This is a genomic window from Streptomyces sp. NBC_00354 (assembly GCF_036106915.1).
In the GTDB taxonomy this organism is placed as follows: domain Bacteria; phylum Actinomycetota; class Actinomycetes; order Streptomycetales; family Streptomycetaceae; genus Streptomyces.
The window spans coordinates 6,572,759-6,595,665 of record NZ_CP107983.1; the positions used below are offsets into that span (position 1 = coordinate 6,572,759).

Consider the following 22,907-nt stretch of genomic DNA (forward strand, 5'->3'; position numbering starts at 1 on the left):
GGGCCCGCGGTGCGGTTACGCCGCGGATTCCTGTTCGGCCAGGACCCGGGCGTTCCAGTCGCCCTTGATCGCGCGCCAGCCCTCGTCCGTCTCGCCGAGCCGCCAGTAGCCGGAGATCGACAGTCGTTCCTTGGGGATGCCCCGCTCCAGGCGGAGGTGGCGGCGCAGGTCCTTCACGAAGCCCGCCTCGCCGTGGACGAAGGCGTGGACGTCGCGGGAGGGGAACTCGAGGGCCCGGACCGCCTCGACCAGGGTCTCGCCGACCGGGCGGGTGCCGCGGTGCAGCCAGATCGGGACGATGCCGTCGGGGGTGGCGATCTTCTGCTCGTCCTCGGGGCTCTCGACCTCCACCAACGCGTGCACCCGCGCACCCACCGGCATCCGGTCCATGGCGGCCCCGATCGCCGGCAGTGCGCTCTCGTCGCCCACCAGCAGGTGCCAGTCGGCCGTCGGGTCCGGCGCGTAGGCGCCGCCGGGGCCGAGGAAGCGCACCAGTTCGCCCGGCTGGGCGCGCGCGGCCCAGGGGCCGGCCAGGCCCTCGTCGCCGTGGACGACGAAGTCGAGCGTCAGCTCCAGGTGCGCCGGGTCCCACGACCGGACCGTGTACGCGCGCTGGCGGGGCCACGCCTCACGCGCGTACTCCGCGCGGATCCGGTCCAGGTCCCACGGCGAGGGGTAGGTGACACCCTCGGGCGCGAACAGCAGCTTGATGTAATGGTCGGTGAACTCGCCCGCACTGAATCGGACCAGTCCGGCGCCACCCAGCACCACGCGCACCATGTGCGGCGTCAGCCGCTCTGTGCGCACGACGACTGCAGTGCCGATCTTGCGGGCGCGTCCTTCTGCCACGGCGTTATCCCCTTGCTCCCCTGAAACTTAGGATTACCTAAGTTAGCACCTCAAGGGCGGAGCGCGCTCCTGAGACGCGACACCGCCCCGCCGAGACCCCACCGGCGCGCCAGCGCATCGACGAGTTCCGGCTGCGCGGGCACCGCCGGCAGGGCGGGGTCGAACGCAGGAAGGGGGACGTCCGAGGCCACCTGGACCACCTTCGGAGCGACCGCCAGATAGGGCCGGGACTCGTCCAGCCGCTTGCGCTGGGTGGGGGTCAGCTTCGACTTCGGGTCGTCGATCGCCGCGATGATCCCGGCCAGCGTGCCGTACGCGTCCAGCAGCTTCGCCGCCGTCTTCTCGCCGATCCCCGGGACCCCGGGCAGCCCGTCGCTCGGGTCCCCGCGCAGCAGGGCGAGGTCCGCGTAGCCGGGGCCGTCCACCCCGTACTTCTCGCGCAGCCAGGCCTCGTCTGTCACCTGCAGCGTGCCGACCCCCTTGAGCGGGTACAGCACGCGGCGCTGCCGGGCGTCGTCCACCAGCTGGTAGAGGTCCCGGTCGCCGGTGACGATGTCCACCGGGCCGGTGGCGCGCGCCGTCAGCGTGCCGATCACGTCGTCGGCCTCGTACCCGGCGACCCCCACCCGGGCGATCCCGAACGCGTCCAGCGCCGCCTCGATGATCGGCACCTGCGGGGCCAGGGTGTCGGGGGTCTCCTCCACGTCCGGTCCGGACTCGGTCTCCTCCGCGACCCGGTGGGCCTTGTAGGAGGGGATCAGCTCCACCCGCCAGTGCGGGCGCCAGTCGGCGTCCATGCACGCCACGAGGTCGTCGGGGCGGTGGTCCTGGACCAGGCGCCCGATGAAGTCGAGCAGCCCGCGCACCGCGTTGACGGGGGTGCCGTCCGGGGCCTTCACGGAGTCCGGCACGCCAAAGTACGCGCGGTAGTAGAGGGAGGCGGTGTCCAGCAGCATCAGGCGTCGAGTCGTCGTCACGGTGACGATGATGCCGCAACCCTCACGTGCGCCCGCGGCGGACGGTTACGGCCGGGGGCACGGAAAGTGGCCGCAAGAGCGATCGGACATGGCACGGGAGTTTCACCCGGGGCGTACCCTGGTCGGCTCTTGCACGCGAAACCGGAGGCGGTTGCTGCGTAAGGTGCTTACAGCACACCGATGTGAGACGGACGCCGACGTACGCCGACGGACCAGACAAGGGGAGGGCAGCCCCGCCATGGACGACAGGGACGGCTCGGACGACAAGGAACGGGACAAGGACGCCAAGGAACCGCTCCGGGTGGGTGTGGCCGTGCGCAAGCGGCGCCGGGCGCTGCACCTCACCCTCGCCGCCGTATCGGCGCGCAGCGGGCTGTCGGTGCCCTTCCTGAGCCAGATAGAGAACGAACGGGCCCGGCCCAGCATGCGGTCCCTCGAGCGGGTCGCGGACGCGCTGGAGACCACGGCCGTGGAACTGCTGGCCGCGTCCGACACCGCGCGCACGGTCGACCTCGTACGGGCCGGCGACGAATCCGGGCTCACACCGGTCCCGGGCGTGCGCCCCCTGGTACGCGGACACCACCAGCTGCACGCACTGGAGTTCACCGGGGACCAGGACGCCGGCCGCGAGTACCAGCACCGCAACGACGAGCTGATGTACGTGGTCTCGGGCGCCTGCCAGGTGGAGGCCGAGGGGCGGGCGTACCGGCTGGAGAGCGGGGACGCGCTGTTCCTGTCCGGCGGCGTACGGCACCGCTGGCGGGCCGTTTCCGAGGACACCCGGCTCCTGGTCGTGGCGGTCGGGGAGCACATCCACGCGACCTCCGAGCCGCCCTCGCCCGGGCGCTGAGCCGGATGCGGGTCGTCTCGCTGGTGCCGTCGCTGACCGAGGCGGTCGAGGTGAGCGCTCCCGGGCTGCTCGTCGGGGTGACCGACTGGTGCACCCACCCCGCGGACCTCGGGGAGCGGGGTGCGGTGCGCATCGGGGGTACGAAGAACCCCGACGTGGAGCGGATCACGGCGCTGCGCCCGGACCTGGTGATCGCCAACGAGGAGGAGAACCGGGCCCCGGACGTGGCGGCGCTGCGGGCGGCCGGGGTGGAGGTGCTGGTCACCGAGGTACGGGACCTGCCGCAGGCGCTGACCGAGCTGGACCGGGTGCTGGTGGGGGCCCTGGGGCTGGCGAGGCCGCAGTGGCTGGACGAGGCCGAGGCCGCATGGGCGCGGGTGGAACCGGCCGGCCCGCTCCGGGCCTTCGTACCGGTGTGGCGGCGGCCCTGGATGGTGCTCGGCCGGGACACCTTCGCGGGCGATCTGCTGGCGCGGCTGGGCGTGCGCAACATCTACGCCGGCCACGGCGAGCGGTACCCGCGGGTGCCGGTGGAGGAGCTGGCCGCCGCCGACTGCGATCTGGTGGTGCTCCCCGACGAGCCGTACCGCTTCACGCGCGAGGACGGCCCGGAAGCCTTCCCGGACCGCCCGTCCGCCCTGATCAGCGGCCGCCACCTCACCTGGTACGGCCCCTCGCTGGCCGAGGCCCCGACGACCCTGGCGGCGGCCCTGCGCGCGGCCCGCTAGCGGGGCAGCAGGGTGCCCGTGAACAGGCCGCGCAGGGTGTGGGCGGCGGCCAGGAGCCAGGCGGTCAGCAGGGCCAGGAACAGGGCGGCGGCGAGCCAGGCGAACGCGGTCAGGCCGGTGTGGCGGGCCAGTCCGGCGGCGCCGGTGACGCAGGTGCCGACGGGGAAGGTCAGCGCCCACCAGGTCATCGCGAAGCCCATGCCGTTACGGGCCGCCCGGACCAGCATCGCGGCGGCGAGGGCCAGCCACAGCAGGGCGAACCCCATCACGGGCACGCCGTAGACGACCGCGAAGGCGCCGAGCGCACCGGCGTAAGGGGCGCCGATCGCCTGGGGGGCCATGTCGGCGAGCTGGTTCACCGCGGTGGTGGACTGGCCGAGGGGGCCGAGGACCAGGAACAGCGTGGGGGTCAGCAGCAGGGGCAGCGGGCCGCTCATGATCAGCCGGCCGAACACCAGGGGCAGCATCAGCAGCGTGGCGAGCAGGCTGATGCCGAACATGGCGTAGCAGGCCAGCAGCAGCGCCTCGCGGGGCTGTCCGGCGGGCAGGTGGGGTATCAGCAGGGGGCCCAGGGCGGCGGAGACCATGGGGGCGACCAGGGGCAGCAGCCACACGGGGGTGGCCTGCGCGGCCTCGACCTTGTGGCGGACCACCATCAGGTACGGCACCACCACCGCCATGACCAGGCCGATCGCGGTGCCGGCGGTGAACAGCACGGCGTCGACGGCGACGGCTGCGGGCTCACCGATCAGGTCCTTGCCGACGATGAGGGTGCCGCCGCCGACGGCCAGCAGGGCCATGGCGAGGCACCCGTAGAACGGGGCCACGGCGGGGTCCAGGAGATGGGCGCGGGCCTGGTCGCGGTGGTGGAGCCAGTGGCCGGCGCGGGCGGTGAGCACGAGGGCGAGGGCCGCGGCGGAGAGCGCCCAGACGATCTGGCAGGCCACGCGCTGGCCGGGCACCTGGTACGGGAGGGTCGCGCCGGCGTTGGCGACGATCGCCGTGCCCATGACAGACGCGTACCAGTTGGGGCCGAGGTGACGGAGCGCCGGGAAGGCCTTGTGGGCCTGGGGGTTCCGGGAAGTGTGTTCGTGGGGTCGCACGAGGGTGGTGGCCATGGACCCAGCGTCGTCGCGGGGCCCGGCGGACGGCAGAGGCCATCTCTCTATGAGGTCATAAACTGACTTTATGGGTAACGAGGAGTGGGTTCCGCTGGCACACCGGGTACCGGACCTGGGAGCGCTGGAGCTGCTGCTCGCGGTGGCGCGGGTCGGCAGCCTGAGCGGCGCGGCCAAGCGCATGGGCATCACCCAGCCCGCCGCGAGCAGCCGGATCCGGGCGATGGAGACCCGGCTGGGCGTGGCGCTGGTGGACCGTTCGCCGCGGGGGTCGACCCTGACGGCGGAGGGGGCGCTCGTCACGGACTGGGCGCGGCGGGTGGTGGAGGCGGCGGAGGCGTTCGACGCCGGGGCGCAGGCGCTGCGCGGGCGGCGCGACTCGCGGCTGCGGGTGGCCGCCAGCATGACCATCGCGGAGTACCTGCTGCCGGGGTGGCTGATCGCGCTGCGGGGGCAGCGGCCGGGGACGGCGGTGTCGCTGCACGCCGGGAACTCGGCGGTGGTCGCGGAGCGGGTGCTCGCGCACGAGGCGGACCTGGGCTTCGTGGAGGGGCTGTCGGTGCCGGAGGGGCTGGACTCGGCGGTGATCGCGGAGGACCGGCTGGTGGTGGCGGTGGCCCCGGGGCATGCGTGGGCGCGGCGGACGCGGGGGGTCGAGGCGGCGGAGCTGGCGGCGACGCCGCTGATCCTTCGGGAGTGGGGGTCGGGGACCCGGCAGGTGCTGGACGCTGCGCTGGCCGGGAGCGGGGGGCTGGCGGAGCCACTGCTGGAGCTGGCGTCGACGACGGCGGTGAAGGCGGCGGCGGTGAGCGGGGCGGGGCCGTGCGTGCTGTCGGAGCTGGCGCTGGGGGACGAGCTTGCGGCGCGGCGGCTGGTCGAGGTCCCGGTGTCGGGGGCGGCGCTGGGGCGTGCACTGCGGGCGGTCTGGCCCGTGGGCGCCAGGCCGGCGGGCCCGGCCCGCGACCTCCTGTCCCTGACCCGAGCCACCCCCACGGCCTCCGGCCGCTGACAGCTGTGGCCCTGCCCGCGGGGGCCCGGGGCCCGGGCGCCCGGGCCCGGAAGTGCGCCGCAGGCCTCGGCCGCACACCCCTACCCACCGGTAAAACCATCTGGCAGGCTGCCGCCATGAATCTTCCCGCCGGTGGAGACAGGGCCCGCTACGACCGGGCCACCGCGCATCTCGACGCGCCCCTGGCCATCGTCGATCTCGCAGCGTTCGACGCCAACGCGGACGATCTCGTCCGCCGGGCCGGCGGCAAGCCGATCCGCGTCGCCAGCAAGTCCGTCCGCTGCCGCGCGCTCCTCGAACGGGTCCTCGCCCGGCCCGGGTTCGGCGGGATCATGTCGTACACCCTCGCCGAATCGATCTGGCTGGCCCGGTCGGGGTTCGAGGACGTGCTGCTGGCCTATCCGTCCGCCGACCGAGCCGGGTTCGCCGAGCTCGCGGGCGACCCCAAGCTGGCCGCCGCCGTCACCGTCATGGTCGACGACCCCGCCCAGCTGGAGCTGATCGACAACTCCCGGGACGGCGCCGGCACGCACGAGATCCGCGTCTGCCTCGAACTCGACACCGCGCTCCACCTGTTCGGCGGCAGGGTCCGCGTCGGCGCCCGGCGTTCGCCGCTGCGCGATCCCGCCGCGCTCGCGGACCTCGCCCGTACGGTCTCCGCCCGGCCCGGCTTCCGCGTCGTCGGGATCATGGGCTACGAGGGCCACGTCGCCGGCGTCGGCGACGCCCTCGCGGGGCGCCCGCTGCGCTCCCGCGCCATCCGGCTCATGCAGGCCACCGCCCGCAAGGAGCTCGCGGCCCGCCGCGCCGAAGCCGTACGGGCCGTCCGCGCGGTCGTCCCGGACCTGGAGTTCGTCAACGGCGGCGGCACCGGCAGCGTCCAGCAGACCGCCGCCGAGGACGCGGTCACGGAGATCGCCGCCGGCTCGGGGCTCTACGTACCGCGGCTGTTCGACAACTACACGTCCTTCCGCGGCCGCCCCGCCGCGCTCTTCGCCCTGCCGGTGGTCCGCAGGCCCGGCGTCGGCGTGGTCACCGTGCTCGGCGGCGGCTACCCCGCCTCCGGCGCGGCCGGGGCGGACCGGCTTCCGGTCCCGTACCTCCCCCAGGGCCTGCGCTACGACCCGCAGGAGGGGGCCGGCGAGGTGCAGACCCCGCTGCTCGGCGGCCCGGCCGACGATCTGCTGATCGGCGACCGGGTCTGGTTCCGGCACGCGAAGGCCGGGGAACTGTGCGAGCGCTTCGACGCGTTGCACCTGATCGAGGGCGACCGGGTGACGGCCACCGTCCCGACCTATCGGGGCGAGGGCCGCACCTTCCTCTAGCCCCCGAACACCGAGTCCGTCTGGTCGGGGATGACGCTCGTGTCGCCCCGGCGGACGGGGCCCGCCGTGCCGTCGTGGTCGACGTAGCCCGTGGTCGAGCACGGGTACGGCGCGCTCTTCTGCTTCTTCGGCTCGATGAACATCGGGTTCACGATCCACTTGCCGTCGCTGTTGTCGTACGCACGGCACATCAGCTCGTTCTTGTTCCGGTTCACGACCAGCCGCAGCGCGGTCGCGTCCCGCAGGAACGAGATGTCGGTGTCGGAGTCGCCCGCGGCGAACACCTGGCGGCGGGCGGCCGGCTGGACCTTCTCGGCGGCCGCGCCGCGCACGCCGAAGACCTCCTTGTTGATCCAGCAGCGCTTGCCGTCGATGTACGTGATCATCGTGTCGGCGCCGTCCTTCACCGACCCGCAGCCCTGCAGGTGCGCGGTGAGCTTCCCGCCGGACGTGGTCGTGTTGCGGATGCCGATGACGTGGTCCGCGTCGACGCCGACGCCCTTGGCCCACACCTCGACGACCGGCTGCGGCGAGGCCGAGCTGATCCAGACGTCGAAGCCGGCCTTCTGCAGGCCGGCTATGAGGTCCTTCTGCGGGTCGTAGTAGCGGACCCAGCCGGTGGCGGTACCGGTGCCGACCTGCTGCTTGGCGCCGACCGGCGCGGCCAGGTTCTCGGCCTGCGCGGCGGCCGCGAAGCCGCGGACCTCGCGTGCGGTCCAGCCCTGCATCAGCTGGGGCAGCCAGGCGTACGCGGGCTCGATGGTGCGGTGGTCCCAGCCGGCGAAGGCGGCGGCGCCGGAGCGGGTCGCGGCGGTGCCGTAGACGGCGGCGAGCTCGTCGGCGCAGCCCGCGCCCTCGGGGGTGCCGGTGGGCAGCGGGGCGCCGGGGCGGGCGAGGGCGCCGCAGGCATCGGCGAGGGCCTGGGCGGCGGCCGGGGTGAGGTAGCGGCTGGTGGCGGTCCAGTCCCCGGCGGCCGGCCGGCGGATCTTGCCGTTCCGCAGCAGCCAGTACATGGTGGCGTCACCGACGTCGTTCTTGACGACGGTGTTGTCCCAGTCGAAGACGGCGACCGGCTTGTTGCGGCTCGGCCGGTACGGGTTGCACTTTCCGTACTGGTCGATCAGCTGCTGGAGCCGGGCCTGGTTGTCCCCGTACCAGCCGGCCGCGAGCTGCGGGGTGGTGCAGTGGGCGCCGGGTCGGGCCGCCTGGGCGGCGGGCGCGGCGGCGACGAGGGTGCCGGCGGCGATCGCGACGGCGGCGCCGACGGCCTGGAGCCGTCGTGCCGTGCTACGTGGGGTCACTGAGGTGAACACTCCCTACTCTCCTACGAAGATCATCTGGGACGGTAGAACACGACAGCCGGGCGTCGTGCGACGCCCGGCTGTCGGGGGGATGGAGTACGGGTGAACGCTCGGGGCCTGCAAGGCCCGTCGGCGGAGCCGGCTTACAGGGGGGTGACGTACGCGCCGGAGATGCCGCCGTCGACCAGGAAGTCGGTGGCGTTGATGAACGAGGAGTCGTCGCTGGCCAGGAAGGCCACGGCGGCGGCGATCTCGGTGGGCTCGGCGAACCGGCCCAGCGGGATGTGCACGAGACGGCGGGCCGCCCGCTCCGGGTCCTTGGCGAACAGCTCCTGCAGCAGCGGGGTGTTGACCGGCCCCGGGCACAGCGCGTTGACGCGGATGCCCTCGCGGGCGAACTGCACGCCGAGCTCGCGGGACATGGCGAGCACGCCGCCCTTGGAGGCGGTGTACGAGATCTGCGAGGTGGCGGCGCCCATGATGGCCACGAAGGACGCGGTGTTGATGATCGAGCCGCGGCCCTGGCGCTGCATGTAGGGCAGGGCGGCCTTGCAGCACAGGTACACGGAGGTGAGGTTGACGTCCTGGACGCGCTTCCAGGCCTCGAGGCCGGTGGTGAGGATCGAGTCGTCGTCCGGGGGCGAGATGCCCGCGTTGTTGAAGGCGATGTCGACGGAGCCGTAGGTGTCGAAGGCGGTCTTGAAGAGGGCCTCGACCTCCTCGGGGCTGGTGACGTCGACCTTCACGAACAGGCCGCCCACCTCCTCGGCGGCCGCCTTGCCGGCCGTCTCGTCGATGTCGGCGCAGACCACGTGGGCGCCTTCGGAGACCAGACGGCGGGCGGTGGCGAGGCCGATGCCGCTGCCGGCTCCGGTGATGACGGCGGTACGGCCGACCAGGCGGCGGCAGACGATCTCGGTGTCAGAAGTGGTCATGGTGTGCTCAGGCCTCCGTGCTGATGAAGACGTTCTTGGTCTCGGTGAATGCGGTGAGGGCGTCGGGTCCGAGCTCGCGGCCGAGTCCGGACTGCTTGTAGCCGCCGAAGGGGGTCCAGTAGCGGACGCTGCTGTGGGAGTTGACGGACAGGTTGCCCGCGGAGACGGCGCGCGAGACGCGCAGCGCGCGGCCGATGTCACGGGTCCAGAGGGAGCCGGAGAGGCCGTACTCGGTCGCGTTGGCGAGCCGTACGGCGTCCTCCTCGTCCTCGAAGGGGAGGACGACGGCGACCGGGCCGAAGACCTCCTCGGCCGCCACGGGCGCGGTGGGGGCGACGTCCGTGACGAGGGTCGGCGGGTACCAGAAGCCGGGGCCCTCGGGGGCGGTGCCGCGGATCGCGGTGAGGTCGTCGGTGACGTACGACCGTACGCGGTCCAGCTGCACGTGGGAGATCAGCGGCCCCATCTGGGTCTTCTCGTCGGCGGGGTCGCCGACGCGAACGCCCTCGATGCCGGGGGCGACCAGCTCCAGGAACCGGTCGTAGGCGGAACGCTGGACGAGGATCCGGGTGCGGGCGCAGCAGTCCTGGCCGGTGTTGTCGAGGAAGGCCATCGGCGCCGCGGCGGCGGCCGCCTCCAGGTCCGCGTCGGCGAAGACGATGTTGGGGCTCTTGCCGCCGAGTTCGAGGGTGACCCGCTTCACCCGCCCGGCGCACTTGGCCATGATCTGCTTGCCGACCGGCGTGGATCCCGTGAAGACGATCTTCGCAATGCCCGGGTGCTCGACGAGCGCGTCTCCGGTGACCGTCCCGTGGCCGGGGAGCACCTGGAAGAGGTGTTCGGGGATCCCGGCTTCGAGGGCGAGTTCGGCAAGGCGCAGCGCGGTGAGCGGGGTGGTCTCGGCGGGCTTGAGGAGGACGGCGTTGCCGGCGGCCAGGGCCGGGGCCAGGCCCCAGGCGGCGATCGGCATGGGGAAGTTCCACGGGGCGATCACGCCGATGACGCCGAGGGGTTCGAGGAACGTGACGTCGATGCCGCCGGCGACGGGGATCTGGCGGCCGGAGAGCCGCTCCACTCCGCCGGCGGCGAATTCGAGCAGGTCACGGACGTTGCCGGCTTCCCAGCGGGCGTTGCCGATGGTGTGCCCGGCCTCGCGGACCTCCAGCTGGGCCAGTTCCTCGATGTGCCCGTCGACGACCGCGGCGAAGCGGCGAAGCAGCCGGGCCCGGTCGGCGGGGGCGGCCGCCGCCCAGCCGCGCTGGGCCGCGGCGGCCCGCGCGACGGCGGTGTCGACATCGTCCCGTGTGGCGGCCGGGACGATGGCGACGATTTCCTCGGTGGCCGGATTCAACACCTTCAAATGGTCGGGGACCAGCACATCGGACACGTGGTGCCTCACAGACTCTCGGTTCGGTGGCGTGCGCGGCGCGCGGTGGCATGCGGGCGCGCGGTGGCATGCGGGGCGCGCGGCGTGCGGGGCGGGGTGGCTACAGGCGCTCGAAGGAGCGGCGCAGTTCCCAGTCGGTGACCGCGGAGTCGTACGCGTCCAGTTCGACGCGCGCCATGTTGCGGTAGTGGGCGACCACCTCGGGCCCGAAGGCGGCCTTGGCGATTTCGCTGTTCTCCCAGAGCTCCGCGGCCTCGCGCAGGGTGGTGGGAACGTGTGCGAACTCCGCGGTGTACGCGTTGCCCGCGCAGGCCTCCGGCAGCTCGAGGCGGTTCTCGACGCCGTAGAGCCCGGCCGCGACCAGGCCGGCGACGGCGAGGTACGGGTTGACGTCCCCGCCGGGGAGGCGGTTCTCGAAGCGCATGGAGCGGCCGTGGCCGACGACTCGGAGCGCACAGGTCCGGTTGTCCACGCCCCAGGCGACGGCGGTCGGCGCGAAGGATCCCGGCCGGAAACGCTTGTACGAATTGATGTTCGGGGCGTAGAGAAGGGAGAAGTCGCGCAGCGCGGCCAGCTGTCCGGCCAGGAAGTGCCGCATCACCGGTGACATTCCGCCCGGGCCGTCACCGGCCATCGCGTTGTGCCCGTCGGCGTCGCCCAGCGAGAGGTGGATATGACAGGAGTTGCCCTCGCGCTCGTCGAACTTGGCCATGAAGGTGAGCGAGACGCCTTCCTGGGAGGCGATCTCCTTCGCCCCGGTCTTGTAGACGGCGTGCTGGTCGCAGGTGGTCAGCGCCTCGTCGTAGCGGAAGGCGATCTCGTGCTGGCCGAGGTTGCACTCGCCCTTCGCGGACTCGACGATCAGGCCCGCGGCCTGCATCTCGTTGCGGATCCGGCGCAGCAGGGGCTCGATGCGCCCGGTCCCGAGGACGGAGTAGTCGATGTTGTACTGGTTGGCGGGGGTCAGGCCGCGGTAATTGGCGTTCCAGGCCTGCTCGTAGGTGTCCTGGAAGACCATGAACTCCAGCTCGGTTCCGACCATGGCCGTGTACCCGTGCTCGGCGAGGCGCTCGAGCTGGCGGCGCAGGATCTGCCGGGGCGCGGCGACCACGGGCGAGCCGTCGTTCCAGGCGAGGTCGGCGAGGAGGAAGGCGCTGCCCGGGTTCCAGGGGATCCGGCGCAGGGTCGCGAGGTCGGGGTGCATGGCGAAGTCGCCGTAGCCCCGGTCCCAGGAGGACATCTCGTATCCGTCGACGGTGTTCATGTCCGTGTCGACGGCGAGGAGGTAGTTGCAGCCCTCGGTGCCGTGCGCGAGGACCTCGTCGAGGAAGAACTGTGCGGCGAACCGCTTGCCCTGGAGCCGCCCCTGCATGTCGGGGAAGGCCAGGACCACGGTGTCGATCTCGCCGCTGGCCACGAGAGCGCGGAGCTCCTCGGGCGCGAGCGGCGGCTTGCGGTCTACCACTGGAATCTCTCCTTCGGTGAGCCGAGGAGGCCTAAGGTATTGAATAGAACCATTGCTTGGGAAGGGGAGGAGCCGAGATGACCGACACGGCGAGCGAAGGCGGCGCGATCGCGCGGCTGAATCCGGTGCTGCGACAGGTGCGGGCGGGCAACGGTTTCGAGGAGGCGCTGGAGCAGATCCTCCAGGTGGTCCGGCTGGGGCTGGTGCCGGGCGGGGAGCGGCTGCCGCCCGAGCGGGAGCTGGCGGAGCGCATGGGGATCAGCCGGGTCACCCTGCGCGAGGTGCTGAAGGTGCTCCAGGACCAGGGCCTGGTGGAGGCCCGGCGCGGGCGGTACGGCGGAACGTTCGTGCTCCCCCGCCCCGACACCCCCGTCGGCGGCACCGAGGACGAGCTGCGCCGGCGCGTGGTGGGCGTGGACATCGAGGACGTCCTGCGGTTCCGCGAGGTCCTGGAAGTGGGCGCGGCCGGGCTGTGCGCCTCCCAGGGGCTGACCGAGGAGGGCGCCGAGCGGCTGCTCGGCGCGCTGACCGCCACCCATGACGCACCGCTGCCCGACTACCGCCGCCAGGACACCCTCTTCCACCTGACCCTGTGCGAGCTCGCCGGATCCGCCACCCTCACGGCCCAGTACGCGGCCGTCCGGGCCACCGTGAACGACCTGCTGGACTGCATCCCGCTGCTGGTGCGCAACCTGGAGCACTCGCAGCAGCAGCACTCCGCGCTCGTCGAGGCGGTGCTGGAGCGGAACGCGGACGCGGCGCGCGAGGTGATGCGCGAGCACTGCTGCGGAACGGCGGCGCTGCTGCGGGGGTTTCTGGCCTAGGGGGAACTGGTGCGGGGGTGGCCCGAGAGCTTTTCGTAACCCTTGTTTAACGCAGGGGTCTTGCGCTCTCCACTCCGCTACGGCAAAGGTACGCCCCACAACCATTGCCCTAGGCAGGAGCGCACATGGCCGACGACACCGAGGCACGGCTCGCAGCCGTCCCCGAACCCACCACGTCCCCCGAAGGTGGCGACAGCTACCTGGAACGCCGTACGCTCCGCCGCGGCAGCGCCGGCTGGCTGCTGCTGACCGGCCTCGGCGTCGCGTACGTCGTCTCCGGCGACTTCTCCGGCTGGAACGTCGGCCTCGCCCAGGGCGGCTTCGGCGGGCTCGCCATCGCCACCGCCCTGATGGGCGCGATGTACGCCTGCCTCGTCTTCTCCCTCGCGGAACTGTCCGCGATCCTGCCGACGGCCGGCGGCGGCTACGGCTTCGCCCGCCGGGCGCTCGGCACCTGGGGCGGCTTCCTCACCGGCACCGCGATCCTCATCGAGTACATCCTGGCCCCGGCCGCCATCGCCATCTTCATCGGCGACTACGTCGAATCCCTCAACCTCTTCGGCCTCACGTCGGGCTGGCCCGTCTACCTCGCCTGCTTCGCGATCTTCATAGGCATCCACCTGTGGGGCGTCGGCGAGGCGCTGCGCTTCTCCCTCGTCGTCACCGCGATCGCCGTGATGGCGCTGATCGTCTTCGCACTGGGCGCCTTCACCGAGTTCGACCCTTCGAACCTCGACAACATCGCCGTGGACACCACCGCCGCCGGCTCCAGTTCCTGGCTGCCGCTGGGCGTCCTCGGCATCTGGGCCGCGTTCCCCTTCGGCATGTGGTTCTTCCTCGGCGTCGAGGGCGTACCGCTGGCCGCCGAGGAGGCCAAGGACCCGGTGCGCTCCATGCCGCGGGCCCTGTCGATCTCCATGGGCATCCTCGTCCTGCTCGCGCTGGTCACCTTCCTCGCCTCGACCGGAGCGCGCGGCGCCGACGCCATCAAGGACGCCGGGAACCCGCTGGTCGTCGCCCTCGAAGGCAACCCGGACCTGTCCTGGCTGAAGACCTTCGTCAACTATGCGGGCCTGGCCGGGCTCGTCGCCTCGTTCTTCTCCCTCATCTACGCCGGCTCGCGCCAGCTGTTCGCCCTCTCCCGCGCCGGCTACCTCCCGCGCTTCCTGTCCCTCACCTCGAAGCGCAAGGCCCCGTACCTCGGCCTGCTCATCCCCGGCGCGATCGGCTTCGCGCTCGCCGCGGCCACCGGGAACGGCCCGCGCATGCTCAACATCGCGGTGTTCGGCGCGACCATTTCGTACGCGCTGATGGCCCTCTCCCACATCGTGCTCCGCAAGCGGGAGCCGGGCCTGGAGCGCCCGTACCGCACGCCGGGCGGCATCGCCACCTCCTCGGTGGCCTTCGTCCTCGCGCTGTCGGCGCTGGTCGCGACCTTCCTGGTGGACAAGGACGCGGCGTTCATCGCACTGGGTGTGTACGCCGTCGCCCTCGCCTATTTCGCGCTCTACAGTCGGCACCACCTGGTGGCCTCCGCGCCGGAGGAGGAGTTCGCGGCTCTGGCGGAGGCCGAGGCCGAACTGACCCGAGACTGACCGTCGTTCTTCGTCCCTTGGAGGTAGCAACAGTGCCCAGGCCGCTCATCGGCATCACCACCTACGTGGAGGAATCCACCCGCTACGGGGTGTGGGACGTCCCGACGTCCCTCGTACCCACCGGGTACTACGAACTCGTCCAGGCGGCGGGCGGCGCGGCCGTGCTGCTCCCGCCGGACGAACCCGGAACGGCGGCGGAGGTACTGAGCCGGCTGGACGGCCTGGTCGTCGCGGGCGGCCCCGATGTGGACCCGGTCCGCTACGGGGCCGAACGCGACCCGCGTACGGGTGCCCCCGCGACGCAGCGGGACGAGTGGGAACTCGCCCTGATCGAGGCGGCCTTGGCGGCGGGCATGCCGGTGCTGGGCATCTGCCGGGGCATGCAGGCGCTGAACGTGGCCCTGGGCGGCACGCTGGTCCAGCACATCGACGGCCACGCGGTGGCTCCGGGCGTCATGGCCTGGCACCCGGTCCGGCCGGTCCCGGACACGCGGTACGCGGCGCTGGTGCCGGAGGAGGCGGAGGTCCCGACCTACCACCACCAGGCCGTCGACCGCCTGGGCCGCGGCCTGATCGCCTCGGCGCATGCGGTCGACGGCACGGTGGAGGCCATCGAACTCCCCGACCCCGCGCACTGGGTCCTGGGCGTCCAGTGGCACCCGGAACGGGACAAGGACACCCGTGTGATGTCCGCCCTGATCGAAGCCGCCGCCCTCCCCTCGGCGGTTTTGGCCTAGCCCCGTTTCGCCCCTGCCGTACCGCCGGCCCCCGCAGCGGCGACGCACGCGCACTCCCCGTTCCCGGTTTCCGGTTCCCGTGGTCCGGCGTGCGGGTCGCCGCTGCGCGGGGCGTGTCCCCTACCCGCCCTTCTCCCGTTCACCGGACTCCGCCCGGACCCGCGCCTCAATCGCCGGCGGGGCTCGAAGATCCTGGGGCTCCGCCCCAGACCCCGCGCCTCAATCGCCGGCGGGGCTGATCGGCCCGGCGGGGTCGGAGGCCGGAGCCGGGGCTGCGCCCCCTGGGCGCGGACCCGCGGTCGTGGCGGTAGGGGCGCCATGCCCAGGCCCGGCCTCGCGGTCGGCTCGGTGCGGGCGCCCCCGGCCCGGGCCCGCGGATGGGGGGATGAGGCCGCGTAGAGTACGGGGAGGCAGCCGTACGGAACGGGGGGCGGAGCCGCCGGATGAGTGCGTCTACACCGCAGACCGCGGTCCTCGCCGAGCCCGCGGCCGAATCCGGTCCGGGCCGCCGCGGGTCCGGGCGGGGCGTCGCCGCCGCGCTGTGCGCCCTGGTGGGTGTGGGCCTGGTCGGCGGGGCCGGCATCAGCGGCTGGGTCGAACAGCGCGCCGCCCACCGCCCCTTGGCCGCCGACGCCGCCTACCGCAAGGCCGGCTCGCTCTGGCGCGCGACCCCCGTGGACACCCTGTTCCCGCCCGTCCTGGACGGGGCGGAGAGCGGCCCCGGCGGGGCCGACCGTACGTGGACCCGGGTCGCGCTCGCCCCCGACGCCGACTGCGGGCCCGCGCTCGCCCCCGACTGGCAGGCGGTCCTCGCCGCCACCGGCTGCACCCGGGTCCTGCGCGCCACCTACAGCGATGCCACCCGCAGCTCCCTCGTCACCGTCGGCATGGTCTTCACCCCCGCCGACGCCCCGGCCATGGCGGCCCTGCGGGGACGACTTCCCGCCCCGCCCGGCTACGGCTTCGCCGACGGCCAGCGCGCCGCGTGGACCGCGTCCGTGCCGTCCGAGGCACCCGTCGTCGTCTACACCGTCTCCGCCTTCACCGACGGCCGCACGCTGGACGCCCCCCGCCCCGCCGAGGACGTGATGCGCACGGACGCCCCCGGAGCCGTCGCCCAGGCCGGCCTCGGCCACGAGGCCAAGGCCGTCGCCGACCGGATGGAGCGAGCCGTACGCACCCTCGCCGGGCCTCCCGCCCCTTCCGGGGCGGGCCGATGAGCCGGCCGGGGGCCGCCGCCGCCCTCGTACTCGGCGCCCTCCTCGTCGGCGCCACCGCGCCCCCGGCCACCGCCGACGCCATCCGGGACCGCCAGTGGGGCCTCACCGCCCTGCGCGCCGAGGAGGCCTGGGGCACCACCCGGGGCAACGGGGTCACCGTCGCCGTCCTCGACACCGGGGTCGACGCCACCCATCCCGACCTGGCCGGCCAGGTCCTCGACGGCACCGACCTGATCGGCATGGGCGCCGGCCGCGGCGACCGCGCCTGGGCCCGGCACGGCACCGCCATGGCCGGGATCATCGCCGGGCACGGCCACGGCGCCAACCGCCGCCAGGGCGTCCTCGGCATCGCCCCGCAGGCGAAGATCCTCCCGGTCCGCGTGATCCTCGAAGAGGGCGACCCCGGCCGGGCCAAGGCCCGTGAGAACAAGGGCGGCGCCCTCGCCGAGGGCATCCGCTGGGCCGCCGACCACGGCGCGAACGTGATCAACCTCTCCCTCGGCGACGACAGCGACTCCGCGCACCACGAGGCCGCCGAGGACGAGGCCGTCCAGTACGCCCTCGCCAAGGGCGTGGTCGTCGTCGCCTCGGCGGGCAACGGCGGCCGGCAGGGCGACCACGCCTCCTACCCGGCCGCCTACCCCGGGGTCATCGCCGTCACCGCCGTCGACCGCGGCGGGAAGAAGGCCTCCTTCTCCACCCGCAACTGGTACGCCACCGTCAGCGCGCCCGGGGTCGACGTCGTCATCGCCGACCCCGACCGCTCCTACTACGAGGGCTGGGGCACCAGCGCCGCCGCGGCCTTCGTCTCCGGTGTCGCGGCCCTCGTCAAGGCCGCGCACCCGGACCTTTCCCCGGCCCAGATCAAGAAGCTCCTCGAGGACACCGCCTCCGACGCCCCGCCCGGCGGCCGGGACGACTCCCGCGGCCACGGACTGGTGGATCCGGTCGCCGCCCTCCAGGTCGCCGACACGGTGCGCGCCGAGCCGCCGGTCCCCGCGCCCGTCGCGGCCGGGCAGCCGTACTTCGGCCCCGGCCCCGAGCCGGTCCGTGCGGCCGGGCGCGGTGCCCGCCTCGGCGCCCCGGCGGCCGCGGCCGCCGGGCTGGCGCTGCTCGTACTGGCCGCCGTACTGGCCCGGCGCCCGCGGGGCGCACGGCGGGATCGGGATAGGGTCGGGTAACTGTGGCGAACAAAAACATTCCCGACCCCGGCTTCTCAGACGACGACGGCTCGGCCGACCCCCGGCTGAGTGCGGCTCTGGCCGCCTGGTCCGCGGACCGGGCGAACGAGCCGGAGGTGCTGGCCGCCCTCAAGGGGGCCCGTCTGCTGGTCCCGGTCGTCGCCGTGCTCGGCGAGGTGGAGACCGACCCGGAGACCGGGCTCAAGCGGGAGAAGACCAGCGACATGGCCGTCCCGACCCTGCGGGCGGGGGACCGGCGGGCGCTGCCCGCGTTCACCTCGATCGCCTCGCTGGCGCTCTGGGACCCGGCGGCCCGGCCGGTTGCCGTCCCGCTGCACCAGGCGCTGGCGGCCGCCGCGCACGAGAAGGCCGACACCGTGGTCCTGGACCTGGCCGGCCCCGTCACCTACCAGCTCACCGGACCCGCGCTGCTCGCGCTGGCCGAGGGCCGCACCGACGCGGGCCCGCTGGCCGACCCCGCGGTACGGGAGGCCGTACGGGCCGCCGTGGCCGCCGAACAGGCCGTACTCCGCGCCCACCTGGGCCCGGGCGGGGCGGACGCCGACGGCACCCTGGCGATCGTCCTGGCCCCCGGTACGCAGCCGCACGCCGCGGCCCGCCGGGTCGCCGAGGCCCTGGCCGCCGACGAGACCCTGCGGGCCCGCCTGGTGCGCGGGCTGGACCTGGCCCTGCTCCCGGAGGAGGCCCCGGCCCCGGCCGGCGAGCCGCTCTTCACCCGCTGAGCAGCGAGCGCGGGAAGGGCCGCATGCAAGAAGGGCCGGGGCATCGCCCCGGCCCTTCCCCGTACGTTCGGACGGCTCAGCCGAAGACCGGACCGGTGAACTTCTCGCCCGGACCCTGGCCCGGCTCGTCCGGCACGATCGAGGCCTCGCGGAAGGCGAGCTGCAGCGACTTCAGGCCGTCGCGCAGCGGAGCCGCGTGGAAGGAGCTGATCTCGGTGGCGCTCGCCGTGACCAGGCCGGCCAGCGCCGTGATCAGCTTGCGGGCCTCGTCGAGGTCCTTGTGCTCGGAGTCCGGCTTGTCCAGGCCCAGGTTGACCGCCGCGGCGCTCAGCAGGTGCACGGCCACCGTGGTGATCACCTCGACGGCGGGCACGTCCGCGATGTCGCGGGTCATGGCGTCGTAGTCGGGAGCGTCCGGCGTGCTGCCGGCCTCGGTGGCGGGGGCGGGGGTCGCGTCAGTCATGCCTCACACGATAAGCCGGGACGCACGGTCCGCCGACCGGGCCCCGGGCGGACACCCGGGGGACACCGGACGGGCGGCCTCCGGGTGAGCGGACCCGGCGCGGAATGCTATATTGGGCTGACGACCGGCCGGAGACTTATGTCCCCGGCCCACAAGTGGAGGCTCCGCTCTCCCACCCGACCACCCTCCGGGGCGGCGGGTCACCGGTCAGGCGGCATCCATCGTTCCGTACGGACGATGGAAAGCTGCCCGAGTCTGCGCCCCGCGATCGCATGCGGCGGTGCTCCGGTTGTTTTGGAGCCCCTGCCTGTGCCCGGCGGGGCATTTTTCATTCTCCGCCGCGGTTGGTCTGACGACATTAGACGTCAGCGGCTGTCTGCCAGGCAGCCGTGTGGTGCTACCGAGGAGGATCCATCAGCACCGAGCCCCGCATCAACGACCGGATTCGCGTTCCCGAGGTACGGCTTGTCGGTCCCAGCGGCGAGCAGGTCGGCATCGTGCCGCTTGCCAAGGCGCTTGAGCTCGCGCAGGAGTACGACCTCGACCTGGTCGAGGTCGCGGCGTCCGCACGCCCGCCGGTCTGCAAGCTCATGGACTACGGCAAGTTCAAGTACGAGTCGGCCATGAAGGCCCGTGAGGCGCGCAAGAACCAGGCGCACACGGTCATCAAGGAAATGAAGCTCCGGCCGAAGATCGACCCGCACGACTATGACACCAAGAAGGGTCACGTCGTTCGGTTCCTCAAGCAGGGCGACAAGGTCAAGATCACGATCATGTTCCGTGGTCGCGAGCAGTCCCGGCCGGAACTCGGCTACCGACTGCTGCAGCGCCTCGCTTCGGACGTCGAGGACCTCGGGTTCATCGAGTCGAACCCGAAGCAGGACGGCCGAAACATGATCATGGTCCTCGGTCCGCACAAGAAGAAGACCGAGGCGATGGCCGAAGCCCGCGAGGCGCAGGCCGCCCGCAAGGCCGAGCGCCAGGGTGTCGCCGCCGACGAGGCTCCTTCCGAGGAAGCCCCCGTCGACGTCGAGGAGAACACCGAGGTCGCCTCTGCCGAGGCCACCGAGGATGCCTCTCCCGAGGCACCGGCCGAGGCCTGATTCCGAGGCAGCCTGTCTCGGATCACCGACACAACATGACGCTCCCGGGCGCCGGTCCCCGAACCGGACCGGCGGGGGCGCCACCGACGAGGAGATAACGGCGCTATGCCGAAGAACAAGACGCACAGCGGTACCAAGAAGCGCTTCAAGATCACCGGCTCCGGCAAGGTGCTCCGTGAGCGCGCCGGTAAGCGCCACCTGCTCGAGCACAAGTCGTCCCGTGTCACCCGCCGCCTGACCGGCACCGCGGAGATGGCCCCCGGCGACGCCGCGAAGATCAAGAAGCTTCTCGGCAAGTGATGTTCTCCGCTCCCGCGCAGGGAGCGGATGAGCGTCAAGACCGGGACCCCATCGAATTCGGGCCGTGTGAAGACACCCACGGCCCCGCTACAAGGAGTTAAAAAGTGGCACGCGTCAAGCGGGCAGTAAACGCCCACAAGAAGCGCCGGGCAATCCTCGAGGCGGCCTCCGGCTACCGCGGTCAGCGTTCGCGCCTGTACCGCAAGGCCAAGGAGCAGGTCACCCACTCGCTGGTCTACAACTTCAACGACCGCAAGAAGCGCAAGGGCGACTTCCGTCAGCTGTGGATCCAGCGCATCAACGCCGCTGCCCGCCAGAACGGCATGACGTACAACCGCCTCATCCAGGGTCTGAAGGCCGCCAACGTCGAGGTGGACCGCAAGATCCTCGCGGAGCTGGCCGTCAACGACGCCAACGCGTTCGCCGCGCTGGTCGAGGTCGCGCAGAAGGCGCTTCCGGCCGACGTGAACGCCCCGAAGGCCGCTGCCTAAGCAGTACGCCCTTCAAGGCTGCAGTAATTGCCCGGACCCGCAGGCCTCGCGCCTGCGGGTCCGGTGCGTTGATCACCGAGTTCGACTGAGTTCCACCTGTTGTACGTACGGAAGCGAGCCGACCGCCATGGGCACCCCCGCCGAGCTGATCTCCCCCCGATCCCCGCGGGTGGCCGCCGCCAGGCGACTGGCGCGCCGCAACTTCCGCACCAAGGAGCGCCGGTTCATCGCCGAGGGCCCGCAGGCCGTCCGTGAGGCCGTCGAGCACCGGGGCGCGGGCGGCGCGTCGACGCTGATCGAGCTGTTCGCGACCGTCGAGGCCGCCGAGCGCTACGCCGAGATCATCGATGCCGCGCTGGCCGCAGGCGCGCGCGTCCACTACGCCTCCGACGAGGTGCTCGCCGAGGTCTCGCAGACCGTCACCCCGCAGGGGCTCGTCGGCGTCTGCCACTTCCTCGACTCGCCGTTCGAGGACATCCTCAAGGCCGAGCCGAAGCTGGTCGCCGTCCTCGCCCACGTCCGCGACCCCGGGAATGCCGGCACGGTGCTGCGCTGCGCCGACGCCGCCGGAGCGGACGCGGTCGTCCTGACCGACGCCTCCGTGGACCTGTACAACCCGAAGTCCGTACGGGCCTCCGTGGGCTCCCTCTTCCACCTGCCGGTGGCGGTCGGCGTTCCCGTGGAGCAGGCCGTCGAGGGGCTCCGGGCGGCCGGCGTGCGGATCCTCGCCGCCGACGGGGCCGGCGAGGACGACCTGGACGCCGAGCTCGACGCGGGCACCATGGGCGGCCCCTCGGCCTGGGTCTTCGGCAACGAGGCGTGGGGCCTGCCGGAGGAGACCCGGGCGCTCGCGGACGCCGTCGTACGCGTCCCGATCCACGGAAAAGCCGAGAGCCTGAACCTCGCCACGGCCGCCGCGGTGTGCCTCTACGCGTCCGCTCGTGCACAGCGGGCTCCCGGAGGGTGCCGCTCCGTGACCCCCAGCTAGTAATGTGGCGGCCCGGGGGGCCCACTGCGCTACTCGGAGATGTGGGGTACGGGGACATGACCGTCGGTACGAACAGCTCGCCCGGGGCCGTGAAGGCGTCCGGGACGCCGTCCCTGGCGGCCGTGCCCCCGCAGGCCGCGGGCCGCGCCGGACCGGCCGCACCCGAATCCTGCGATCCCTGCGATTTCGCCCAGCTCGGGATCGATCCCGACGACCTGCCCGACGGGCTCGTCGTCGCCGACCACACCGGCCGGGTGATCTGCTTCAACTCCGCCGCCGCCCGGATCACCGCCCTGGCCCCCGACGAGGCGCTCGGCGCACGCATCGACCGGGCGCTGCCGCTGGAGGACCTCGAAGGCCGCCGTTGGTGGCCGCTGACCGACCCGTACGGGGGCCTCGCCACCCGGCGCGGCCAGCCCGAGCGCAACCTCCTGCTCCCCGGCGGCCGCGAGGTGCTGGTCTCCGCCCGGTACGTGCGCACCCACCCCACCGGCCCGCTGCGCCGCCTCGTCGTCACCCTGCGCGGCACCGAGGCCCGCCGCCGCACCGAGCGCAGCCACGCCGAGCTGATCGCCACCGTCGCGCACGAGCTGCGCTCGCCGCTGACCTCCGTCAAGGGGTTCACCGCGACCCTGCTCGCCAAGTGGGAGCGGTTCACCGACGACCAGAAGCGGCTGATGCTGGAGACCGTCGACGCCGACGCCAACCGCGTCACCCGGCTGATCGCCGAGCTCCTCGACATCTCCCGCATCGACTCGGGCCGCCTCGAGGTGCGCCGCCAGCCGGTGGACATCGCCACCGCCGTGGGCCGCCACGTGCAGGCGCTCACCGCGAACGGCCAGGCACCCGAGCGGTTCCTCGTACGGGTCAGCAGCTCGCTCCCCGATCTGTGGGCCGATCCGGACAAGATCGACCAGATCCTCGGCAACCTCCTCGAAAATGCGGTGCGGCACGGCGAGGGAACGGTCACCATCGACGTATCGCCGACCAGCATGACGAACGCTGCGGGCAAGACCGAGAAGGGAACCGCCGTCACCGTGACCGACGAGGGCCCCGGGATCCCCGAGGAGTCGATGGGCCGTGTCTTCACCCGCTTCTGGCGGGGCAGCAAGCGCGGCGGCACCGGCCTGGGCCTGTACATCGTCAAGGGCATCGTGGAGGCCCACGGCGGCACCATCACGGTCGGCCGCGGCCCCGGCGGCGGCGCCGAGTTCCGATTTATCCTGCCCGTGGGGGCGCCTGCCTACCTCACGCAGTAACCCTGCGGAGCGTCTCGCCAGGCGGCCCACGGGCTCCTTCACCCCCAGCGACCTTTAGA

General features: G+C 73.0%; 23 protein-coding genes. 15 read left to right on the plus strand and 8 right to left on the minus strand.

Annotated elements, in window-relative coordinates; all coding sequences use genetic code 11:
• Positions 1-15: 15 nt before the first annotated feature.
• Positions 16-849, minus strand: a complete 834-nt coding sequence (locus OHT74_RS30140; RefSeq protein WP_328621915.1) for a siderophore-interacting protein — start codon at positions 847-849, stop codon at positions 16-18.
• A 50-nt stretch (positions 850-899) separates the two neighbouring features.
• Positions 900-1,805 (minus strand): 5'-3' exonuclease, encoded by a 906-nt coding sequence (locus tag OHT74_RS30145; protein ID WP_328623427.1) that lies wholly within the window; start codon positions 1,803-1,805, stop codon positions 900-902.
• Between the two features lie 259 nt (positions 1,806-2,064).
• On the opposite strand from OHT74_RS30145, the gene OHT74_RS30150 reads away from it, so the two are divergent.
• Positions 2,065-2,676, plus strand: coding sequence for a helix-turn-helix domain-containing protein (locus OHT74_RS30150; RefSeq protein ID WP_051832331.1), 612 nt, complete (start codon positions 2,065-2,067; stop codon positions 2,674-2,676).
• A gap of 5 nt (positions 2,677-2,681) precedes the next feature.
• Positions 2,682-3,404 carry a helical backbone metal receptor gene (locus OHT74_RS30155; protein ID WP_328621916.1) on the plus strand — a complete coding sequence of 241 codons (723 nt, stop codon included), beginning with the start codon at positions 2,682-2,684 and terminating at the stop codon, positions 3,402-3,404.
• On the opposite strand, the gene OHT74_RS30160 is transcribed toward OHT74_RS30155, so the two are convergent.
• Positions 3,401-4,522, minus strand: coding sequence for a TDT family transporter (locus OHT74_RS30160; RefSeq protein ID WP_399245584.1), 1,122 nt, complete (start codon positions 4,520-4,522; stop codon positions 3,401-3,403). The two genes, OHT74_RS30155 and OHT74_RS30160, sit on opposite strands and share 4 nt — an antisense overlap.
• A gap of 70 nt (positions 4,523-4,592) precedes the next feature.
• On the opposite strand from OHT74_RS30160, the gene OHT74_RS30165 reads away from it, so the two are divergent.
• Together OHT74_RS30165 and OHT74_RS30170 are read left to right on the plus strand one after the other, a co-directional pair.
• Positions 4,593-5,531, plus strand: coding sequence for a LysR family transcriptional regulator (locus OHT74_RS30165; protein WP_266668658.1), 939 nt, complete (start codon positions 4,593-4,595; stop codon positions 5,529-5,531).
• Between the two features lie 116 nt (positions 5,532-5,647).
• The gene (locus tag OHT74_RS30170; RefSeq protein WP_328621917.1) at positions 5,648-6,856 is read left to right on the plus strand and encodes an amino acid deaminase/aldolase; all 1,209 of its coding nucleotides are present in this window, start codon (positions 5,648-5,650) and stop codon (positions 6,854-6,856) included.
• Here OHT74_RS30170 and OHT74_RS30175 read toward each other — a convergent pair.
• The 4 genes from OHT74_RS30175 to OHT74_RS30190 form a co-directional block, all read right to left on the minus strand.
• On the minus strand, positions 6,853-8,157 hold the full coding sequence (locus OHT74_RS30175; RefSeq protein WP_328621918.1) for an HAD family hydrolase: 1,305 nt from the start codon (positions 8,155-8,157) through the stop codon (positions 6,853-6,855). The two genes, OHT74_RS30170 and OHT74_RS30175, sit on opposite strands and share 4 nt — an antisense overlap.
• A gap of 143 nt (positions 8,158-8,300) precedes the next feature.
• On the minus strand, positions 8,301-9,092 hold the full coding sequence (locus OHT74_RS30180) for a 3-oxoacyl-ACP reductase (protein ID WP_328621919.1): 792 nt from the start codon (positions 9,090-9,092) through the stop codon (positions 8,301-8,303).
• A 7-nt stretch (positions 9,093-9,099) separates the two neighbouring features.
• A complete protein-coding gene (locus tag OHT74_RS30185; RefSeq protein ID WP_328621920.1) occupies positions 9,100-10,479 on the minus strand; it encodes an aldehyde dehydrogenase family protein in 1,380 nt (459 codons plus the stop codon).
• A gap of 100 nt (positions 10,480-10,579) precedes the next feature.
• Entirely contained in the window at positions 10,580-11,944 is a 1,365-nt protein-coding gene (locus OHT74_RS30190) for a glutamine synthetase family protein (RefSeq protein ID WP_328621921.1), read from the minus strand.
• A gap of 77 nt (positions 11,945-12,021) precedes the next feature.
• Between OHT74_RS30190 and OHT74_RS30195 the strand changes: the two genes are divergently transcribed.
• From OHT74_RS30195 to OHT74_RS30220, 6 genes are all read left to right on the plus strand, one after another.
• Positions 12,022-12,768 carry a FadR/GntR family transcriptional regulator gene (locus OHT74_RS30195; RefSeq protein ID WP_053785984.1) on the plus strand — a complete coding sequence of 249 codons (747 nt, stop codon included), beginning with the start codon at positions 12,022-12,024 and terminating at the stop codon, positions 12,766-12,768.
• A gap of 125 nt (positions 12,769-12,893) precedes the next feature.
• Positions 12,894-14,363, plus strand: coding sequence for an ethanolamine permease (eat, locus tag OHT74_RS30200; RefSeq protein WP_328621922.1), 1,470 nt, complete (start codon positions 12,894-12,896; stop codon positions 14,361-14,363).
• Positions 14,364-14,395: 32 nt separating this feature from the next.
• On the plus strand, positions 14,396-15,100 hold the full coding sequence (locus OHT74_RS30205) for a gamma-glutamyl-gamma-aminobutyrate hydrolase family protein (RefSeq protein ID WP_328621923.1): 705 nt from the start codon (positions 14,396-14,398) through the stop codon (positions 15,098-15,100).
• Positions 15,101-15,543: 443 nt separating this feature from the next.
• Positions 15,544-16,320 (plus strand): hypothetical protein, encoded by a 777-nt coding sequence (locus tag OHT74_RS30210; protein WP_266668674.1) that lies wholly within the window; start codon positions 15,544-15,546, stop codon positions 16,318-16,320.
• On the plus strand, positions 16,317-17,501 hold the full coding sequence (gene mycP / locus OHT74_RS30215; RefSeq protein WP_266668676.1) for a type VII secretion-associated serine protease mycosin: 1,185 nt from the start codon (positions 16,317-16,319) through the stop codon (positions 17,499-17,501). Before OHT74_RS30210 ends, mycP begins: the two co-directional genes overlap by 4 nt.
• Positions 17,502-17,503: 2 nt before the next feature.
• Positions 17,504-18,244: an SseB family protein gene (locus OHT74_RS30220; RefSeq protein ID WP_266668677.1), complete on the plus strand. Its 741-nt coding sequence runs from the start codon at positions 17,504-17,506 to the stop codon at positions 18,242-18,244.
• Between the two features lie 76 nt (positions 18,245-18,320).
• Here OHT74_RS30220 and OHT74_RS30225 read toward each other — a convergent pair whose 3' ends face one another.
• Positions 18,321-18,707 carry a DUF1844 domain-containing protein gene (locus OHT74_RS30225; RefSeq protein WP_266668679.1) on the minus strand — a complete coding sequence of 129 codons (387 nt, stop codon included), beginning with the start codon at positions 18,705-18,707 and terminating at the stop codon, positions 18,321-18,323.
• 389 nt (positions 18,708-19,096) lie between these two features.
• On the opposite strand from OHT74_RS30225, the gene infC reads away from it, so the two are divergent.
• The 5 genes from infC to OHT74_RS30250 all read left to right on the plus strand — a co-directional run bounded on the left by infC (position 19,097) and on the right by OHT74_RS30250 (position 22,848).
• Entirely contained in the window at positions 19,097-19,810 is a 714-nt protein-coding gene (infC, locus tag OHT74_RS30230; RefSeq protein WP_328621924.1) for a translation initiation factor IF-3, read from the plus strand.
• A 105-nt stretch (positions 19,811-19,915) separates the two neighbouring features.
• Positions 19,916-20,110, plus strand: coding sequence for a 50S ribosomal protein L35 (rpmI, locus tag OHT74_RS30235; protein WP_030157249.1), 195 nt, complete (start codon positions 19,916-19,918; stop codon positions 20,108-20,110).
• A gap of 104 nt (positions 20,111-20,214) precedes the next feature.
• Positions 20,215-20,601, plus strand: a complete 387-nt coding sequence (rplT, locus tag OHT74_RS30240) for a 50S ribosomal protein L20 (protein WP_073920387.1) — start codon at positions 20,215-20,217, stop codon at positions 20,599-20,601.
• A gap of 127 nt (positions 20,602-20,728) precedes the next feature.
• Positions 20,729-21,589, plus strand: a complete 861-nt coding sequence (locus OHT74_RS30245; RefSeq protein WP_266668685.1) for a TrmH family RNA methyltransferase — start codon at positions 20,729-20,731, stop codon at positions 21,587-21,589.
• A 56-nt stretch (positions 21,590-21,645) separates the two neighbouring features.
• Positions 21,646-22,848, plus strand: a complete 1,203-nt coding sequence (locus OHT74_RS30250) for a sensor histidine kinase (RefSeq protein WP_328621925.1) — start codon at positions 21,646-21,648, stop codon at positions 22,846-22,848.
• The last annotated feature ends 59 nt before the right edge of the window (positions 22,849-22,907 follow it).

Coding starts and splice junctions, on each gene's coding strand:
- OHT74_RS30165 (WP_266668658.1), top strand. CDS start 4,593: ATGGGTAACGAGGAGTGGGTTCCGCTGGCACACCGGGTACCGGACCTG.
- OHT74_RS30195 (WP_053785984.1), top strand. CDS start 12,022: ATGACCGACACGGCGAGCGAAGGCGGCGCGATCGCGCGGCTGAATCCG.
- eat (WP_328621922.1), top strand. CDS start 12,894: ATGGCCGACGACACCGAGGCACGGCTCGCAGCCGTCCCCGAACCCACC.
- OHT74_RS30160 (WP_399245584.1), bottom strand. CDS start 4,522: ATGGCCACCACCCTCGTGCGACCCCACGAACACACTTCCCGGAACCCC.
- OHT74_RS30180 (WP_328621919.1), bottom strand. CDS start 9,092: ATGACCACTTCTGACACCGAGATCGTCTGCCGCCGCCTGGTCGGCCGT.
- OHT74_RS30250 (WP_328621925.1), top strand. CDS start 21,646: ATGACCGTCGGTACGAACAGCTCGCCCGGGGCCGTGAAGGCGTCCGGG.
- OHT74_RS30150 (WP_051832331.1), top strand. CDS start 2,065: ATGGACGACAGGGACGGCTCGGACGACAAGGAACGGGACAAGGACGCC.
- rpmI (WP_030157249.1), top strand. CDS start 19,916: ATGCCGAAGAACAAGACGCACAGCGGTACCAAGAAGCGCTTCAAGATC.
- OHT74_RS30170 (WP_328621917.1), top strand. CDS start 5,648: ATGAATCTTCCCGCCGGTGGAGACAGGGCCCGCTACGACCGGGCCACC.
- OHT74_RS30225 (WP_266668679.1), bottom strand. CDS start 18,707: ATGACTGACGCGACCCCCGCCCCCGCCACCGAGGCCGGCAGCACGCCG.
- mycP (WP_266668676.1), top strand. CDS start 16,317: ATGAGCCGGCCGGGGGCCGCCGCCGCCCTCGTACTCGGCGCCCTCCTC.
- OHT74_RS30145 (WP_328623427.1), bottom strand. CDS start 1,805: ATGCTGCTGGACACCGCCTCCCTCTACTACCGCGCGTACTTTGGCGTG.
- OHT74_RS30210 (WP_266668674.1), top strand. CDS start 15,544: ATGAGTGCGTCTACACCGCAGACCGCGGTCCTCGCCGAGCCCGCGGCC.
- OHT74_RS30245 (WP_266668685.1), top strand. CDS start 20,729: ATGGGCACCCCCGCCGAGCTGATCTCCCCCCGATCCCCGCGGGTGGCC.
- OHT74_RS30155 (WP_328621916.1), top strand. CDS start 2,682: ATGCGGGTCGTCTCGCTGGTGCCGTCGCTGACCGAGGCGGTCGAGGTG.